Source organism: Kineococcus gynurae (assembly GCF_042433995.1).
Taxonomy (GTDB): Bacteria; Actinomycetota; Actinomycetes; order Actinomycetales; family Kineococcaceae; genus Kineococcus; species Kineococcus gynurae.
Window position 1 is genome coordinate 396,327 of the sequence record NZ_JBHLUI010000009.1, and the last position, 15,614, is coordinate 411,940.

Sequence of the window (15,614 nt, forward strand, 5' to 3'; positions counted from 1 at the left end):
CCACCCTCGGGTGGGTCAGAGGTAGTAGAGGCGGGAGAGGGACATCTCCTCGGCGGGGGCGGAGTCGACGGGGGCGCCGTCGAGGGTGACCCGGCCCGAGTCGGCGGCCACCTCGACCGAGCCCAGCCGGTCGTTGAGCAGCATCTGGGCCGGTCCGATCCCGCGGGTCCCGCGGACCCCGACCCGCCGCCGGCGTCCACCGATGACGTCGGTCTCGGCCTCGGCGGCGGCCTGGCTGACGAAGGCGACGGACAGGTCGGCCGGGGTGGGGCCGTAGGCGCCCAGGTGCGGGCCCAGGACCAGGGGTTCGGCGTTGTCGATGGTCGCGTTCGGGTCACCGGTGACCCCCCAGGCGGGGAAACCGGCCTTGAGCACGAGCTGGGGTTTCGCCCCGAACGAGTGCGGGTGCCAGAGCACGATGTCCGCCAGCTTGCCGACCTCGAGCGATCCGACCTCGTGGGAGAGGCCGTGGGCGATCGCCGGGTTGATGGTCAGCTTGGCCACGTACCGCAGCGCGCGGTCGTTGTCGTGCACCGGGTTCAGCACCCCGAACTCACGCTTCATCTTCCCGGCCATGGCGAACGTGCGCCGGAACGTCTCCCCCGCCCGGCCCATGCCCTGGGCGTCGGAGGACGTGATGGCGATGACGCCGAGGTCGTGCAGCACGTCCTCGGCGCCCATCGTCCCGGCGCGGATGCGCTCGCGGGCCATCAGCCGGTCGGACTCCAGGTCCGGTTTCATCCCGTGCACGTCCATGATCATGTGGAAGTGCTCGTCGACCGCGTCGCGGCCGTAGGGCAGGGTCGGGTTGGTGGAGGAGCCGATGACGTTGGCGACCCCGGCCAGGCGCAGGACGTTGGGCACGTGACCGCCGCCGCACCCCTCGATGTGGAACGCGTGGATCGTCCGTCCCTCCAGCACGGCCAGCGTGTCCTCGACCGCAAGGTTCTCGTTCAACCCGTCGGTGTGCACCGCGACCTGGACGTCGAACTCCTCGGCGACGGTGAGGCAGGTGTCCAGGGCCCGCCGGTGCGCCCCGATGTCCTCGTGCACCTTGAACCCGCAGGCTCCGCCCTCGACCAGGCCCTCGACCAGCGGCTCGCGGCGCGAGGACGACCCGCGCCCCAGGAAACCGATGTTGATCGGCCAGGCGTCGAACGCGGTGAAGGCGTGCCGCATGGCCCACGGGGTGTTGAACCCCGGGCCCCACACGGGCCCGAACTCCTGGCTGATGACCGTGGTGACCCCGGAGGCCAGCTCGGCCTCCAGGACCCGCGGGGACAGCAGGTGGACGTGGGTGTCGATGGCCCCCGCGGTGGCGATGAGTCCCTCGCCGCTGACGACGGTGGTCCCCGTCCCCACGACGACGTCGACCCCGTCGAGGGTGTCCGGGTTCCCGGCCCGCCCGACCCCGCTGATGCGACCGTCGCGCACGCCGATGGACACCTTGCGGACGCCGAGCACCGCGTCGACGACGACGACGTTGCTGATCACGAGGTCGCAGGTCTCCCGTGCGGTCGCCGCCTTGATGTGCAGGCCGTCGCGACCGGTCTTGCCGAAACCGACGAGGAACTCCTCCCCCGTCCGCGAGGCGTCGCTCTCGACCTGGACGACCAGACCGGTGTCCCCCAACCGGATCCGGTCGCCGGCCCGGGGTCCGTAGGAGGCGACGTACTCCTCGAAACCGAAACCACCCGCCGAGCTCATCGCGTCTCCCCGTCCTCGTCCCGCGCGTCCTCGTCCGGCGCGTCCTCGGGGACGTGCTGGTACCCGCACTCGACCGCCCGGCGCAACGCCGCCTCGGCCGCCCCGGGCGCGTCCAGCTCGCCGTCGACCAACCCGGAGAACCCATAGGCGATGCGGTCACCGCCCATGGCGGTCAGCTCGACGACCGCCGTCTCCCCCGGTCCGAACCGGACGCTGGAACCGGCCGGGACGGCCAGCCGGCGGCCGTAGGCCCGGGCCCGGTCGAACGCCAACCGGGGGTTCACCTCGAAGAAGTGGAAGTGGCTGGTGACCGAGACCGGCACCGCCGCCGTGTTGCGCACCCGCAGCGGCACCGCGTCCGGCCACGACGGCAACGGGGTCGGACCGGGCAGCACGGCCCCGGGGCCCTCCGGTCCGAGGGAGGCACCGATCGGGTCGGTCACGACGACCAGCCGGGTCCCGTCGTCGAAGTGGGCCTCGACCTTGACGTCGCCGATGACGTCGGCGACGCCGGGCAGGACGTCGTCCGGCCCCAGGACGGCCTGCCCGGCCCGGAGGGCGTCGCGCAACCGGGCTCCGTCGCGGGCCGCCTCGCACACCGTGTCGGCGATGAGGGCGCTCGCCTCCGGCACGTTGAGCCGCACCCCTCGGGCCCGGCGGGCGCGGGCCAGTTCGGCCGCGGTGAAGATCAGCAACCGGTCGCGTTCGGCGGGGGTCAGGCGCACGGCGGCACGCTACCCCCCGACCGTCAGCCGGGTCGGCGGGCCTGCGCCTCCAGGAAGCGGTAGACCTCGGTGTCGTCGACCCCCGGGTACGTCCCGGGCGGCAGCGCCGCCAGCAGGTGGGAGTGGGCGCGCGCGGCCGGCCGGGCGTGGGTGCCCCACCGACGGGCGAGGTCCGGCGGGGCCTGCCGGCAGCACGTCGGATCGGGGCAGCGCGACACCGACCGCCCGGTGACCTCGCGACCGCGGAACCAGCGGGCGTCGGCGAACCGGACCCCCACGTTGAGGGCGAACAACCCGTTCGCGTCCGACTCGACCTGGGCCGTGCACCAGTACGTGCCCGACGGGGTGTCGGTGTACTGGTAGTGGGTCGACCCCTCGGGTTGCTCGAAGACGGTGCGCGCCGTCCAGTTGCGGCACACCGGCTGGCCCTCGATCGCCCCCGCCGCGTCGACGGGGAACAGCACGCCGTCGTTCTCGTAGGCCTTCGAGATCGTGCCGCTCTCGTGGACCCGCAGGAAGTGGGTCGGCAGACCCAGGTCGTGGGTGGCGAGGTTCGTGAAGCGGTGCGCGGCCGTCTCGTAGGACACGTTGAACGCGTCGCGCAGGTCCTCGACCGCGATGTCCCGCTCGGCCTTCGCGGTCCGCAGCATCGGCACGGCGGCCCGCCGGGGCAGCAGCAGCGCGGCCGCGAAGTAGTTGACCTCGACCCGTTGCCGCAGGAACTCGGCGTAACCGCGGGGAACCCCGTGCTCCAGAACCAGGTGCCCGAGCGCCTGCAGCGCAACCGCTCGTCGCCGCATCCCGGTCGGGCTGGTCCGCAGGTAGATCCGGCGGTTGCGGGTGTCGGTGACCGAGCGCGTCGCGTGCGGCAGGTCCTCGACCATCCGGAACTCGTAGTCCAGGCGAGCCCCGAGCGCCTCGACGTGCCGCTCCGACAAGGGACCACCGGGGTAGCTGATCGAGGCGAGCAACCGCTCGGCGGCCTGCTCGACCTCGGGGAAGAAGTTGCCCTGCTCGCGCATCGCGGCCCGCAGCTCCACGTTCGCGTTGCGCGCCTCCTCCGGCGTGGCGGCCCGCTCGTGGGCCCGGCGCACGAGCTCGTCGTGCAACCCGACCAGGGCCTCCAGCACCTCGATCGGGAGCCGCTTGCCCGGGCGGACCGTGGGCAGCTCCAGGGTCGAGTAGAGCGGCGAGCGTTGCGCCTGCTCCAGCCGGATCTCCAGGGCCGCCCGCCGCGACGGAGGTTCGGCCGCCAGCAGCTCGGTGACCGGCACCCTCAGCTCGGCGGCCAGCGCCCGCAGCAGGGACAACCGAGGTTCGCGCCGACCGTTCTCCAGCAGGGACAGGCCCGAGGCCGAGGACCCGACCGCCCCGGCCAGGTCCTCGAGCGTGCGGCCCGCCGCGGTCCGCAGGTGCCGGACGCGGCGGCCCAGCGTCAGCAGGTCCGCGCCTTCGAGGTCGACGACTTCCGTCATGGCTGCACGCTACGTCAAGAAAGGCGCAAATTTCATGGGTCGAGGCCCGGACTTGCGTCAAGAACGGCCCAATCTGGGTCCACCACCCCGACACGACCTCACCGAGGAGGATTCGATGACCGAGATCCTGGACCGCCCCCTCTCCGTCGAGACCGCCCGCCGGTCCACCCCCGCCGGCGGCGGCAGCACCCGCCCCGCCGCGGAGCGGGCCGAGGCCCTGCGCCAGGAGTGGGCGAGCGACCCGCGCTGGGCCGGGGTGCGCCGCGACTACACCGCCGAGGACGTCATCCGACTCCGCGGTCGGGTCGTGGAGGAGTCGACCCTCGCCCGGCTCGGGGCGCAGCGGTTGTGGGACCTCCTGCACACCACCGACTACGTCAACGCCCTCGGTGCCCTGACCGGTAACCAGGCCGTGCAGATGGTCAAGGCCGGCCTCAAGGCCATCTACCTCTCGGGCTGGCAGGTCGCGGCCGACGCGAACCTCTCCGGACAGACCTACCCCGACCAGAGCCTGTACCCGGCCAACTCCGTCCCCGCGGTCGTGCGCCGCATCAACAACGCGTTGCTGCGGGCCGACGAGATCGAGTACGCCGAGGGTGGGTCGGAACAGGGTGAGCGGCACTGGCTCGCCCCGATCGTCGCCGACGCGGAGGCCGGTTTCGGCGGTCCGCTGAACGCCTTCGAGCTGATGAAGCAGATGATCGTGGCCGGGGCGGCCGGGGTCCACTGGGAGGACCAGCTGGCGAGCGAGAAGAAGTGCGGACACCTCGGCGGCAAGGTCCTCGTCCCGACCGCGCAGCACATCCGCACCCTGAACGCCGCCCGCCTGGCCGCCGACGTCCTGGACGTTCCGACCCTGGTCATCGCCCGCACCGACGCCCTGGCGGCGAACCTCCTGACCAGCGACATCGACGAGCGGGACCAGCGGTTCACCACCGGCGAGCGGACCGCCGAGGGTTTCTACCGGGTGCGGGAGGGTTCGGAGTCGGCGATCGCCCGGGGGCTCGCCTACGCGCCCTACGCCGACCTGCTCTGGGTCGAGACCGGCCGACCGGACATCGGTTTCGCCCGCGAGTTCGCCCAGGCGGTCCGGGCCGAGCACCCGGGAACCATGCTGGCCTACAACTGCTCGCCGTCGTTCAACTGGAAGGCCGCTCTCGACGACCGCCAGATCGCGACGTTCCAGCAGCAGCTCGGCGCGCTCGGCTACGCCTTCCAGTTCATCACCCTGGCCGGGTTCCACGCCCTGAACCACTCCATGTTCGAGCTGGCCCACGGCTACGCCCGCAGCGGCATGACCGCCTACGTCGAGCTCCAGCAGCGCGAGTTCGGCTCGGCCGAGGCCGGTTACACCGCGGTCAAGCACCAGGCGGAGGTGGGCACCGGGTACTTCGACCGGGTCGCCTCGGCCTTGAACCCCAGCAGCTCCACCACCGCCCTGAGCGGGTCCACCGAGACCGAGCAGTTTCACTGAGCAGCAGCGTTCGAGAGGAGACGATCATGCGACGCGACGACATCGAGGTCCTGGGTCCGGTCGGCGACCGGTACGACGAGGTCCTCACCCCCGAGGCGCTGGCCTTCGTGGCCCTGCTGCACGACGCCTTCGCGGGTCGGCGGGCCGACCTGCTCAGCGCCCGGCGGGAGCGGACCCGGCGGTTGCTGTCCGGTGAGGAGCAGCTGGGGTTCCGGGAGGAGACCCGCTGGATCCGGGACTCGGACTGGCGGGTCCCCGAACCGGCCCCGGGCCTGACCCGCCGCCGGGTCGAGATCACCGGGCCGCCCACCCGGACCATGACGGTCAACGCCCTGAACTCCGGGGCCGACGTCTGGATGGCCGACTTCGAGGACTCGACCTCGCCCGGGTGGGCCGAGGTCGTCGAGGGTCAGCTCACCCTGCGCGACGCGCTCACGGGACAGCTGGAGTTCACCGCCTCCTCGGGCAAGGAGTACCGGCTGAACGCCACGACCGCGCAGATCGTGGTCCGCCCCCGGGGCTGGCACCTGGTCGACAAGCACGTGCGGGTCGACGGGGCCTCCGTCGCGGGCGCGTTGCTCGACGCGGGCCTGTACCTGTTCCACTGCGCCCGACGGCAGGTCGCGGCCGGAGCCGGCCCCTACTTCTACCTGCCGAAACTGGAGTCGGCGCACGAGGCCCGGCTCTGGCACGACGTCTTCCGCTGCGCGGAGGAGGCCCTCGACCTCGTCCGGGGCACCATCCGGGCGACGGTGCTGATCGAGACGCTGCCCGCGGCGTTCGAGATGGACGAGATCCTGCACGCGCTCGGCCCCTACGCGGCCGGTCTGAACGCCGGTCGGTGGGACTACCTGTTCTCGGTGATGAAGAACCGGCGCGAGGATCCGGCCGCCGCGCTGCCCGACCGGTCCCGACTCACGATGACGGTCCCGTTCATGCGGGCCTACACCGAGCTGCTCGTCCGGACCTGCCACCGGCGCGGCGCGTTCGCCATCGGGGGGATGGCCGCCGCCGTCCCCTCCCGGCACGATCCCGAGGCCGGGGCGCGGGCCCTGGCCGCCGTCCGGGCCGACAAGGAGCGGGAGGCCGGTGACGGTTTCGACGGCTCCTGGGTCGCCCACCCCGGCCTGGTCGGGACGGCGATGGCCGCCTTCGACGCCGTCCTCCGGGGCGCCGACGACCAACGCTCGCGGACGCGCGACGACGTCGCGGTGGCGGCCGAGGACCTGCTGGACCTCTCCAGCGCCCCCGGGGAGGCCACCGAGGCGGGGCTGCGGGCCGACGTGCGGGTCTGCCTGCTGTACCTGCAGGCCTGGCTCGGGGGCTCCGGCGCCGTGGCGATCGACGGGTTGATGGAGGACGCGGCCACCGTCGAGATCTCGCGGACGCAGGTCTGGATGTGGCTGCGGCACGGCCGCCGTCTCGACGACGGGCGCACCGTCACCCCGCAACTCGTCCGAAGGGTGCTGGACCAGGAGTACGGCCGGGCCGGCGCCGAGCTCGCCGGCGTCGACGGTGCCCCCGACCGGCTCCGTCGGGCACTGGCCCTGACCGAAGGGTTCCTGCTCGGCGAGGAGTTCCCCGCCTTCATCACGACCGGGGCCTACCTGACCGAGCTCGCCCGCCCGCTCCGGTCGGTGCCGTCGGTCCGGGCGACCCGTTCCGTCCCCCCGGCCCGCACAAGGGTCGACCTCCGCACGGCCGACCCGGTCCCCGCCTGACCGCCCGCGGGTTCACGGCACAGGGGGACCCTGCTCTCGTTCATCGAGAGCAGGGTCCCCCTGTGCCGTTCCGGACGGAACCCGACAGCCGCGCGACGGGGGTCAGAAACCGAGGCGCTGCAGCTGCTTGGGGTCGCGCTGCCAGTCCTTGGCCACCTTGACGCGCAGGTCGAGGTGGACCTTGGTGCCGAGAAGTTTCTCGATGCCCCGGCGCGAGCGGATACCGACGTCCTTCAACCGGGCCCCGCCCCGGCCGATGACGATGCCCTTCTGGGAGTCGCGCTCGACGTAGATCCAGACGTGCACGCGCAGCGGGCCGTCGTCGGGTTTCGTCATCTCCTCGACCACGACGGCGAGGGAGTGCGGGAGCTCGTCGCGCACCCCCTCCAGAGCGGCCTCGCGGACGAGTTCGGCGATCATCACCTGCTCGGGTTCGTCGGTGAGTTCGCCGTCGGGGTACAGCCGCGGCCCCTCGGGGAGGTGCTTGAGCAGCACCTCGGCGACGACGTCGACCTGCTCGCCGCTCACCGCGGAGGCGGGCACCACGTCGGCGAAACCCCCCAGCAGTTGGTCGCCCATGGCGGTGACCGCGAGCAGCTGCTCGGCGATCTGCTGGCGCGAGGCCTTGTCCGTCTTGGTGACGAAGGCGAGCTTGGTGGACCGGGGAGCGGCCGCGAGCGCCTCGGCGATGAACCGGTCCCCCGGCCCGACCTTCTCGTCGGCCGGGATGCACAGCGCGACGACGTCGACCTCGGCCAGGGTCTCGTGGACCAGGTCGTTGAGACGCTGCCCGAGCAGGGTGCGGGGACGGTGCAGGCCCGGGGTGTCGACGAGGACGAGCTGCGCGTCGGGGCGGTGCAGGATCCCGCGGATGGTGTGCCGCGTCGTCTGCGGCCGTGAGGACGTGATCGCGACCTTCTGACCCACCAACGCATTCGTCAGGGTCGACTTCCCCGCGTTCGGCCGACCCACCAAGCAGGCGAAACCGGAGCGGTGCGGGCTCGGTTCAAGCATCGGCACGTTCCTCCTTGCGCGAGCGACGGTCCCGGCGGCGGTGCTCCGGCGCAGGCTCCTCGTCGTCGTGGTCGTCCGGGGCCGGCGGGTCCTCGCGGTGCACGAGGATGGTCCGGACCTGGTTGCGTCGGCCCCCGCGACGGTCGGCCTGGAACCGCAGGCCCTCGGCGCTGGCGGCGGCACCGGGGACCAGCACCTGCCCGAGGGTCTTGGCCAACAACCCCCCGACGGTGTCGACCTCGTCGTCGGTGATCTCCAGGTCGAACAGATCGCCCAGTTCCTCGATGTTCAGGCGGGCCGAGACGCGGAACCCGCCGTCGCCCAACGCCTCCACCTCGGCCTCGGCGCGGTCGTGCTCGTCGGCGATGTCGCCGACGATCTCCTCCAGCGCGTCCTCGATGGTGACCAGCCCGGCCGTCCCCCCGTACTCGTCCACGACGATCGCGATGTGGGTGTTCTCCCGCTGCATCTGCCGCATGAGGTCGTCGACGGGCAAGGAGTCGGGAACGAACAGCGGGGTCCGGACGATGCTCTCGACGGGTTCGTCGACGGCGGCCGTCGGGTCGGCGTGGAACCTGCGGGCCACGTCCTTGAGGTAGGCGATGCCGAGGACGTCGTCGGCGTCGCGCCCGATCACCGGCGTGCGGGAGAATCCGCTGCGCAGGAACAGACCCTGGGCCTCGTGCAGCGTGGTTCCCGCCCGCAGGGTCACGACGTCGGGGCGCGGGACCATCACCTCGCGCACCAGGGTCTCGCCGAGCTCGAACACCGAGTGGATCATCTGGTGCTCGTCGGCCTCGATGACCGCCGTCTCCCCGGCCAGTTCGACCATCTCGCGCAGCTCGGCCTCGGTGCCGAACGGGCCGTGGCGCAGGCCGCGTCCGGGGGTCACCGCGTTGCCGAGCCGGACCAGCAGCTGGGCCAGCGGACCGAGGACGCGCGACACCGGGCCCAGGACGGGGGCGGCCAGCCGGCCCACGGTCTCGGCGTGCAGCCGACCGATCGTGCGGGGCCCCACCCCGACCAGGACGAAGTCCAGCGCGGACATGCCGAGACCGGCCAGCAGCAGGACCGCCCACCACGGTTCGACGGCCCCGGTGACGACGACGGTCACGCAGACCGCGGCCGTGGTCTGGGCCACGACGCGCAGCAGGGTGCAGACGGTGAGGACCGGGGCCGCCGTCTCGAGGACCTGCTGCAGGGCGACCGCCCCGCGCCGGCCCTCGAGGACGAGGTCGCGAGCCCGACGCCTCGAGGTCCCCCCGATCGCGGACTCGGCCGCCGCCAGCAGCCCGGCGGCGACGACCAGCGCGAACGCCAGCAGCAGGAGAAGGACGGCCGGACCGCCCATCAGTCGCGCCCGGGCGGGAGGGCGCGGTGGCCCACGGTCGGGGTCGGGTCCCCGGGTCGACCGATGAGGCTGAGGTAGCCGAGGACCAGCGTGCGCTGCAGCTGGAACATCTCGCGCTCCTCCTCCGGCTCGGCGTGGTCGTAGCCGAGCAGGTGCAGGATCCCGTGGGTGACCAGCAGCAGGACCTCGTCGGCCGTGGAGTGCCCCGACGCCGAGGCCTGCGCGGCCGCGACCTGCGGGCAGACCACGACGTCGCCCAGCAGCCCGGGCTCGGAGGTGGACCCCTCCCGTCCGGGTCGGAGCTGGTCCATCGGGAAGGACATGACGTCGGTCGGGCCCTCCTCGTCCATCCACTGCACGTGGAGGCGGGCCATCGCGTCGTCGTCGATCAGCAGCACCGACAGCTCGGCCAGCGGATGGACCCGCATCTGCTCCAGGACGAAGCGGGCCAGGTCGGAGACCTCGACGGTGTCGACCCCGCGCCCCTCGGCGAAGGAGGACTCGTCGACGACCTCGATGCTCATCGGACCCCGCCGCGACCGGCGGTCGGGCCCGCGGCCCGACGCTGCTGCCGGTTGGCGGCGCGCGGCGCCCCGGGGGCCTCGCGCGACTCCTCCCAGCGGCCGTAGGCCTCGACGATGTCGGACACCAGGCGGTGCCGGACGACGTCGGAGGAGCTCAGCCGGGCGAAGTGGACGTCGTCGACGTCGGCCAGGATCTCCTGCACGACCTTCAACCCCGACGTGGTGCCGCCCGGCAGGTCGACCTGGGTGACGTCGCCGGTGACCACCATGCGGGAGTTGAAACCGAGCCGGGTCAGGAACATCTTCATCTGCTCGGCCGAGGTGTTCTGGGCCTCGTCGAGGATGATGAAGGCGTCGTTCAGCGTCCGACCGCGCATGTAGGCCAGCGGGGCGACCTCGATGGTCCCGGCCGCCATCAGCCGCGGGATCGAGTCCGGGTCGAGCATGTCGTGCAGCGCGTCGTAGAGGGGCCGCAGGTAGGGGTCGATCTTGTCGGTGAGCGTCCCGGGCAGGAAACCCAACCGCTCCCCGGCCTCGACCGCGGGTCGGGTCAGCACGATGCGGTTGACCCGCTTGGACTGCAACGCCTGCACGGCCTTGGCCATGGCCAGGTAGGTCTTGCCCGTCCCGGCCGGGCCGATGCCGAACACGATGGTGTTCTCGTCGATGGCGTCGACGTAGTGCTTCTGGTTCACCGTCTTGGGCCGGATGGTCCGCCCCCGGCTGGACAGGATGTTCAGCGTCAGCACGTCGGCCGGGCGGTCGTTGCCCGTGCCGGCCGCCGCGGCGCGCAGCATCGTCACCGAGCGCTCCACCGCGTCGGGCGACAGCGGCTGGCCGGAGCGCAGCACGGCCGTCATCTGGTCGAGCAGCTTCTCGACGAGGGCGACCTCGCCGGGCGCGCCGGCGAGGGTGATCTCGTTGCCGCGGACGTGGACGTCGGCCCTCGGGAAGGCGCGTTCGAGGACCCGCAGCAGTTCGTCGCGCGGACCGAGCAGGGAGACCATCGGCACCTCGGGCGCCACCACGACGGTGTGCCGGACGACGCCGGACCCCTCGGTCGGCGGCCCCTCGGCTCCGGCCCCCGGGGCCATCGCGTCGAGCGCCTGGGCGAGGTCGGTGCGCGATCCCTCGCGCCGGGACTGGGAAGAGTCGGTGCTGGCCATGGGCGCCCGGTCGGGCCTGTCGCCTCCGTGGGAGTGGTCGTCGGACGCTCCAGGGTACCCAGCGCTCCCCGCCCCGGCATCAGCGTTCCCGCCCGCCCACCGCCCGGAGCGGGTTTGGGGATCAGGTGGGGGTGTCGGGCAGGATGCTCCGATGCTCGACACCTCCGCCACCCCCACCACCGCCGCGGACCGGACGGTCGCGCCGACCGCCGCCGGGACGCCTGCCCCCGCGCCGCTGCCCGTGCGCCCCCGCACGGCGGTGCTGGGTCGCGGCGAGGTGCCCTGGGACTTCCCGGTGGTGACCGCCGACGACGCGGGCCTGGGCCGGGGGGACGGGTGCTTCGAGACGCTGCGCGTCCTCGGTGGTCCGCGCGGCCCGCGACTGCTCCAGCTCGAGGCCCACCTGGCCCGCTTCGCCCGCTCCGCCGCGGCGCTGGACCTGCCCGTGCCGGACCCGGGACTGTGGCTCGCCCTCGTGCAGCCGCTCCTCGCCGAGGTCGGGGAGGGCCAGGAGGCCACGCTGCGGATGCTGCTGACCCGCGGGACCCCCACCGGCGGGCCCACCGGGGTCGTGACCCTGCGGGAGGTGCCCGAGGTCACGCGGCGCGCCCGCGAGGACGGGATCTCCGTCGTCACCCTCGACCGGGGGGTCGTCCCCGACGCCTACACCTCCGCGCCCTGGTTGCTCGGGGGGACCAAGACGTTGTCCTACGTGCTCAACATGGCCGCCCTGCGCGAGGCGGCCCGCCGGGGCGCCGACGACGTGCTCTTCCGCACCGGTGACGGCGAGGTCCTCGAGGGCCCCACCTCCACCCTGGTGTGGAGCGCGGACGGCGAGCTCCTCACCACCCCCACCGACAGGGGCGGGATCCTGGCCGGGACGACCCTGCAGGCCGCCTTCGACGGGGCCCGGGCGGCGGGGCGGCGCACCGCGGTGCGCCGCACCGACGTGGGCGAGCTCGGGCGCGCCGACGGCGTGTGGTTCCTCTCCTCGGTGCGCGGGGCGGTGGAGGTGACGTCGATCGACGCCCACCGTCTCTTCCGGGACCCGGCCACCACCCGGGACCTGCGGAGCTGGATCGAGGCCTGAGCCCGCCCCCCCTCACCCGACCGGCGCCCGCTCAGGTCGCGGGAGCCGGGCGCCCGGCCGCCTCCGCGTCCACGGACAACGGTTCCCCGTCCTGCCCGTCGGCCCGGTCGGCGACGACCGTGCGGTCCAGCGGTTCCGGCGGGGCGGGCTGCACGCTGTCGCTCGGGAAGTCCTCCAGGGTGCCGGCGTCGGCCCGGTCCCAGTCGTCGAAGGTGAGTCCGCTCTGCAGGTAGACCACCAGCAGCCGGGCCAGGGCGACGAGCCCGTCGAGGTGGGTGCGTTCGTGGCCGTGGCTGGACTCCAACCCGAAACCGAGCAGGGCCGCCCGGGCCTCGATCCCGGCCTCCAGCGCCGGGGCGGCGTCGGAGCGGTAGTGCCGGTACACGTCGCGCACGGCGGGGATGTCGTGGTCGCGGGCCAGGGCGTGCAGGCGACGGGACAGGTGGTAGTCGAAGGGTCCGGTCATGTCCAGCATCCCGACGCTGACCATGTCCTCCTGGGAGTTCTGCCCCTCGGCCACGACCGCGTTGTCGACCGCGACGAGTTCGGCCAGGTCCGGCGAGAGCCCGTGCGTCGCACCGAATCCCACCTCCTCACCGATGGTGACGAGGAACTGGGCCCCCACCTGCAGGACGGCCTCCTCGGACTCGGCCAGCGCCTTCAGCGCGGCCAGGCACGCGGCCAGCCCGGCCTTGTCGTCGAGGTGGCGGGACTTCACGTACCCGCCGCGGGTGATCTGCGGGGCGGCGTCCAGCGCCACGAAGTCGCCCACCTCGATCCCCAGCGCCCGGACGTCGGCGGCGGACGTGACGGGTTCGTCGATCCTGACCTCGACGATTTCCCACCCGACCCCCTGGGTGTCGATCTCGTCGCCGAAGGTGTGCCCGCTGCTCTTCAGCGGCAGGACGGTACCGGTGTAGACCCGGTCGAAGTCGTCGGTGAACACCACGACGTGGGCGCCCTCGGAGAACCGGGCGCTGTGGCTGCCGACGGGGACGACCTCGAGGCGTCCGTTGGCCTTCACCTGCTTGACCATCAGCCCGATCGTGTCCGCGTGGACGATGACGGCGCGACGCACGCCCGCGGTGCGCCCGGGCAGCGTGGCGCGGAGGATCCCGCGCCGGGTGATGTCGAAGGAGTACCCCAGCTCGTTCAACCGGTCCCCGACGTGCTGCATGACGGCGTCCGTCCGACCCGACGGGCTCGGGATGCGCAGCAGGTCCATCAGGGTGGTCCGCAGGAAGTCGACGTCGATGTCCAGGTCGAGCGGGGTGCCCGGACCGGCAGCCCCCGGGGTGCGGGTGCTGCGGTGCTGGGGATGGGTGGTGCGCTCGCTCATGCGCCCATGATTGCCACCGGCCCCCGGTGCCGCGCACCCGGGGCGCGCCGCCCCGGGAAAAAGGTCGCCGCGGGGGGAACAGGACGACGGAGCCGGCGGTTGCGACGGTCGTGGAAGCTGCAAATACCTCCCCCGCCCCGTCCCTCTTCGACCACGTCCGGGTGGGTGACCTCGACCTCCCCAACCGCCTGGTCATGGCTCCCCTGACCCGTCTGCGCTCCGGCGCCGACGGGGTTCCGGGCGACCTGGTGGCCGAGTACTACCGGCAGCGCGCCGGCCTCGGGCTCATCGTCACCGAGGGCACCTACCCGAGCCACGAAGGTCGCGCCTACGCCGGTCAGCCGGGCATCGTCACCGACGAGCAGACGGCGGCCTGGGGGCGCGTCGCCGAGGCCGTCCACGGGGCCGGCGGCCGCCTCTTCATGCAGGTCATGCACGGGGGCCGGGTCTCGCACCCGGTCATCACCGGGACCGAGCGGATCGTCGCCCCGAGCGCAGTCGCCATCGAGGGCGAGGTGCACACCCCCGAGGGCAAGCTGCCCTACCCGGTGCCGCACGCGCTGAGCACCGAGGAGGCCCGGACGGTCGTGCAGGAGTTCGTGACCGCCTCCCGGCGCGCGGTCGACGCGGGTCTGGACGGCGTGGAGATCCACGGGGCCAACGGATACCTCCTGCACGAGTTCCTGAGCCCGGCGGCCAACCGCCGCACGGACGAGTTCGGCGGCTCGCCGCAGGCCCGGGCCGGGTACGTGGCCGAGGTCGTGCGCGCGGTCGTGGCCGAGCTCGGGGCGGGCCGGGTCGGGTTGCGCATCTCCCCGGCCCACAACATCCAGGACTGCCTGGAGACCGACGCGCAGGAGACCGCCGAGACCTACCGCGCCCTGGTCGAGGCGATCGCCCCGCTCGGGCTGGCCTACCTCAGCGTCCTGCACGCCGACCCGACGGCGGAGCTCGTCGGCGACCTCCGGACGCGTTTCGGCGGACCCTTCCTGCTGAACAGCGGTTTCGGCAGCGTCACGCGTCGAGAGGACGCGCAGTCCCTGGTCCGCGCGGGACTCGCCGACGCCGTCGTGGTCGGTCGTCCGGTGATCGCGAACCCGGACCTGGCCCACCGGTGGGCGAACGACCTGCCCGAGAACGAACCCGACGCCTCCACGTTCTACGGCGGGGGCGCCGAGGGGTACACCGACTACCCCGCCCTGCGCGCGAGCTGACCCACCCGCACCCGACCTCCGACGCGTTCGGCCACCCCTAGGATCCTGGGGTGGCCGAACGCGTCTTCTTCTCCAGCACCACCGGCCAGAAACTGGCCGGCATCCTCGACCGCCCCGAGGGTGAGGTGCGCGGCTGGGGGGTCTTCGCCCACGGGTTCACCCTCGGCAAGGACTCCCCGGCCGCCGCCCGCATCTGCAAGGGCCTGGCCGCCGAGGGCATCGGGATGCTCCGTTTCGACAACCTCGGGCTGGGCGACTCCGAGGGCGACTGGGGCGACGGGTCGTTCACCCACAAGGTGTCCGACACGGTCAAGGCCACGGAGTTCATGGCCGAGCTGGGGCTCGCCCCGGACCTGCTGGTGGGGCACTCCTTCGGCGGGGCCGCCGTGCTCGCGGCGGCGAACCAGGTGCAGGGGTTGAAGGCCGTGGCGACCGTCGCGGCCCCCTCCGAACCGAGTCACGTCGAGCACAACTACGACGCACTGGTGGACCGGGTGCTGGCCGAGGGACGGGCCGAATGGCTGGTCGGCGGGCGCTCCCTGACGCTCAAGCGCGACTTCGTCGAGGACGTCCGCCGGGCCGACATCAAGGGGCAGATCCACCGGCTGCAGGTGCCCCTGCTGGTGATGCACTCCCCTACCGACGACACCGTGAGCATCGACAACGCCAGCGCCATCTTCAAGGCGGCGAACCACCCGCGGAACTTCGTCTCGTTGGAGGGGTCGGACCACCTGCTGGTCGCCGCCGGTCAGGCCCGCCGGGCCGCGCGCATCATCAGCGCTTGGGCCGACATGTACCTGCAGGGCCGCTGATC

Annotated in this window: 13 protein-coding genes; 5 read left to right on the forward strand and 8 right to left on the reverse strand. The window is 73.0% G+C overall.

The annotated features are described in order from the left end of the window. Positions 1-15: 15 nt before the first annotated feature. The 3 genes from ACFFKU_RS13475 to ACFFKU_RS13485 are packed head-to-tail and all read right to left on the reverse strand — an operon-like array spanning position 16 to position 3,907. Positions 16-1,707, reverse strand: a complete 1,692-nt coding sequence (locus tag ACFFKU_RS13475) for an urease subunit alpha (RefSeq protein WP_380138654.1) — start codon at positions 1,705-1,707, stop codon at positions 16-18. After that, the gene (ureA, locus tag ACFFKU_RS13480; protein ID WP_380138655.1) at positions 1,704-2,432 is read right to left on the reverse strand and encodes an urease subunit gamma; all 729 of its coding nucleotides are present in this window, start codon (positions 2,430-2,432) and stop codon (positions 1,704-1,706) included. The genes ACFFKU_RS13475 and ureA overlap by 4 nt, the downstream gene beginning before the upstream one ends. Before the next feature lie 23 nt (positions 2,433-2,455). Further along, positions 2,456-3,907 carry a helix-turn-helix domain-containing protein gene (locus ACFFKU_RS13485; RefSeq protein WP_380138656.1) on the reverse strand — a complete coding sequence of 484 codons (1,452 nt, stop codon included), beginning with the start codon at positions 3,905-3,907 and terminating at the stop codon, positions 2,456-2,458. A 115-nt stretch (positions 3,908-4,022) separates the two neighbouring features. Here ACFFKU_RS13485 and aceA point away from each other — a divergent pair, with 115 nt between their 5' ends. Then, a complete protein-coding gene (gene aceA, locus ACFFKU_RS13490; protein WP_380138657.1) occupies positions 4,023-5,381 on the forward strand; it encodes an isocitrate lyase in 1,359 nt (452 codons plus the stop codon). A gap of 26 nt (positions 5,382-5,407) precedes the next feature. After that, positions 5,408-7,102 carry a malate synthase A gene (gene aceB, locus ACFFKU_RS13495; RefSeq protein ID WP_380138659.1) on the forward strand — a complete coding sequence of 565 codons (1,695 nt, stop codon included), beginning with the start codon at positions 5,408-5,410 and terminating at the stop codon, positions 7,100-7,102. Positions 7,103-7,204: 102 nt separating this feature from the next. On the opposite strand, the gene era is transcribed toward aceB, so the two are convergent. The 4 genes from era to ACFFKU_RS13515 are packed head-to-tail and all read right to left on the reverse strand — an operon-like array spanning position 7,205 to position 11,085. Beyond that, complete coding sequence (gene era, locus ACFFKU_RS13500; protein WP_380138661.1) at positions 7,205-8,116, reverse strand: GTPase Era; 912 nt, start codon at positions 8,114-8,116, stop codon at positions 7,205-7,207. Then, positions 8,109-9,467: a hemolysin family protein gene (locus ACFFKU_RS13505; protein ID WP_380138663.1), complete on the reverse strand. Its 1,359-nt coding sequence runs from the start codon at positions 9,465-9,467 to the stop codon at positions 8,109-8,111. The genes era and ACFFKU_RS13505 overlap by 8 nt, the downstream gene beginning before the upstream one ends. Further along, positions 9,467-9,991, reverse strand: coding sequence for an rRNA maturation RNase YbeY (ybeY, locus tag ACFFKU_RS13510; RefSeq protein WP_380138664.1), 525 nt, complete (start codon positions 9,989-9,991; stop codon positions 9,467-9,469). Before ybeY ends, ACFFKU_RS13505 begins: the two co-directional genes overlap by 1 nt. Beyond that, complete coding sequence (locus tag ACFFKU_RS13515; protein ID WP_380138725.1) at positions 9,988-11,085, reverse strand: PhoH family protein; 1,098 nt, start codon at positions 11,083-11,085, stop codon at positions 9,988-9,990. The genes ybeY and ACFFKU_RS13515 overlap by 4 nt, the downstream gene beginning before the upstream one ends. A gap of 223 nt (positions 11,086-11,308) precedes the next feature. On the opposite strand from ACFFKU_RS13515, the gene ACFFKU_RS13520 reads away from it, so the two are divergent. Further along, a complete protein-coding gene (locus ACFFKU_RS13520; protein ID WP_380138666.1) occupies positions 11,309-12,247 on the forward strand; it encodes an aminotransferase class IV in 939 nt (312 codons plus the stop codon). A gap of 31 nt (positions 12,248-12,278) precedes the next feature. Here the strand turns inward: ACFFKU_RS13520 and ACFFKU_RS13525 are convergent, their stop codons facing one another. After that, positions 12,279-13,586 (reverse strand): osmoprotectant NAGGN system M42 family peptidase, encoded by a 1,308-nt coding sequence (locus tag ACFFKU_RS13525; RefSeq protein ID WP_380138668.1) that lies wholly within the window; start codon positions 13,584-13,586, stop codon positions 12,279-12,281. A 110-nt stretch (positions 13,587-13,696) separates the two neighbouring features. On the opposite strand from ACFFKU_RS13525, the gene ACFFKU_RS13530 reads away from it, so the two are divergent. Further along, positions 13,697-14,800 carry an alkene reductase gene (locus ACFFKU_RS13530; protein ID WP_380138669.1) on the forward strand — a complete coding sequence of 368 codons (1,104 nt, stop codon included), beginning with the start codon at positions 13,697-13,699 and terminating at the stop codon, positions 14,798-14,800. Positions 14,801-14,850: 50 nt separating this feature from the next. Beyond that, a complete protein-coding gene (locus tag ACFFKU_RS13535) occupies positions 14,851-15,612 on the forward strand; it encodes an alpha/beta hydrolase family protein (protein ID WP_380138671.1) in 762 nt (253 codons plus the stop codon). Positions 15,613-15,614: the final 2 nt, after the last annotated feature.

Coding starts and splice junctions, on each gene's coding strand:
- ACFFKU_RS13475 (WP_380138654.1), bottom strand. CDS start 1,707: ATGAGCTCGGCGGGTGGTTTCGGTTTCGAGGAGTACGTCGCCTCCTAC.
- ACFFKU_RS13485 (WP_380138656.1), bottom strand. CDS start 3,907: ATGACGGAAGTCGTCGACCTCGAAGGCGCGGACCTGCTGACGCTGGGC.
- aceA (WP_380138657.1), top strand. CDS start 4,023: ATGACCGAGATCCTGGACCGCCCCCTCTCCGTCGAGACCGCCCGCCGG.
- aceB (WP_380138659.1), top strand. CDS start 5,408: ATGCGACGCGACGACATCGAGGTCCTGGGTCCGGTCGGCGACCGGTAC.
- era (WP_380138661.1), bottom strand. CDS start 8,116: ATGCTTGAACCGAGCCCGCACCGCTCCGGTTTCGCCTGCTTGGTGGGT.
- ACFFKU_RS13505 (WP_380138663.1), bottom strand. CDS start 9,467: ATGGGCGGTCCGGCCGTCCTTCTCCTGCTGCTGGCGTTCGCGCTGGTC.
- ybeY (WP_380138664.1), bottom strand. CDS start 9,991: ATGAGCATCGAGGTCGTCGACGAGTCCTCCTTCGCCGAGGGGCGCGGG.
- ACFFKU_RS13515 (WP_380138725.1), bottom strand. CDS start 11,085: ATGGCCCCGGGGGCCGGAGCCGAGGGGCCGCCGACCGAGGGGTCCGGC.
- ACFFKU_RS13520 (WP_380138666.1), top strand. CDS start 11,309: ATGCTCGACACCTCCGCCACCCCCACCACCGCCGCGGACCGGACGGTC.
- ACFFKU_RS13525 (WP_380138668.1), bottom strand. CDS start 13,586: ATGAGCGAGCGCACCACCCATCCCCAGCACCGCAGCACCCGCACCCCG.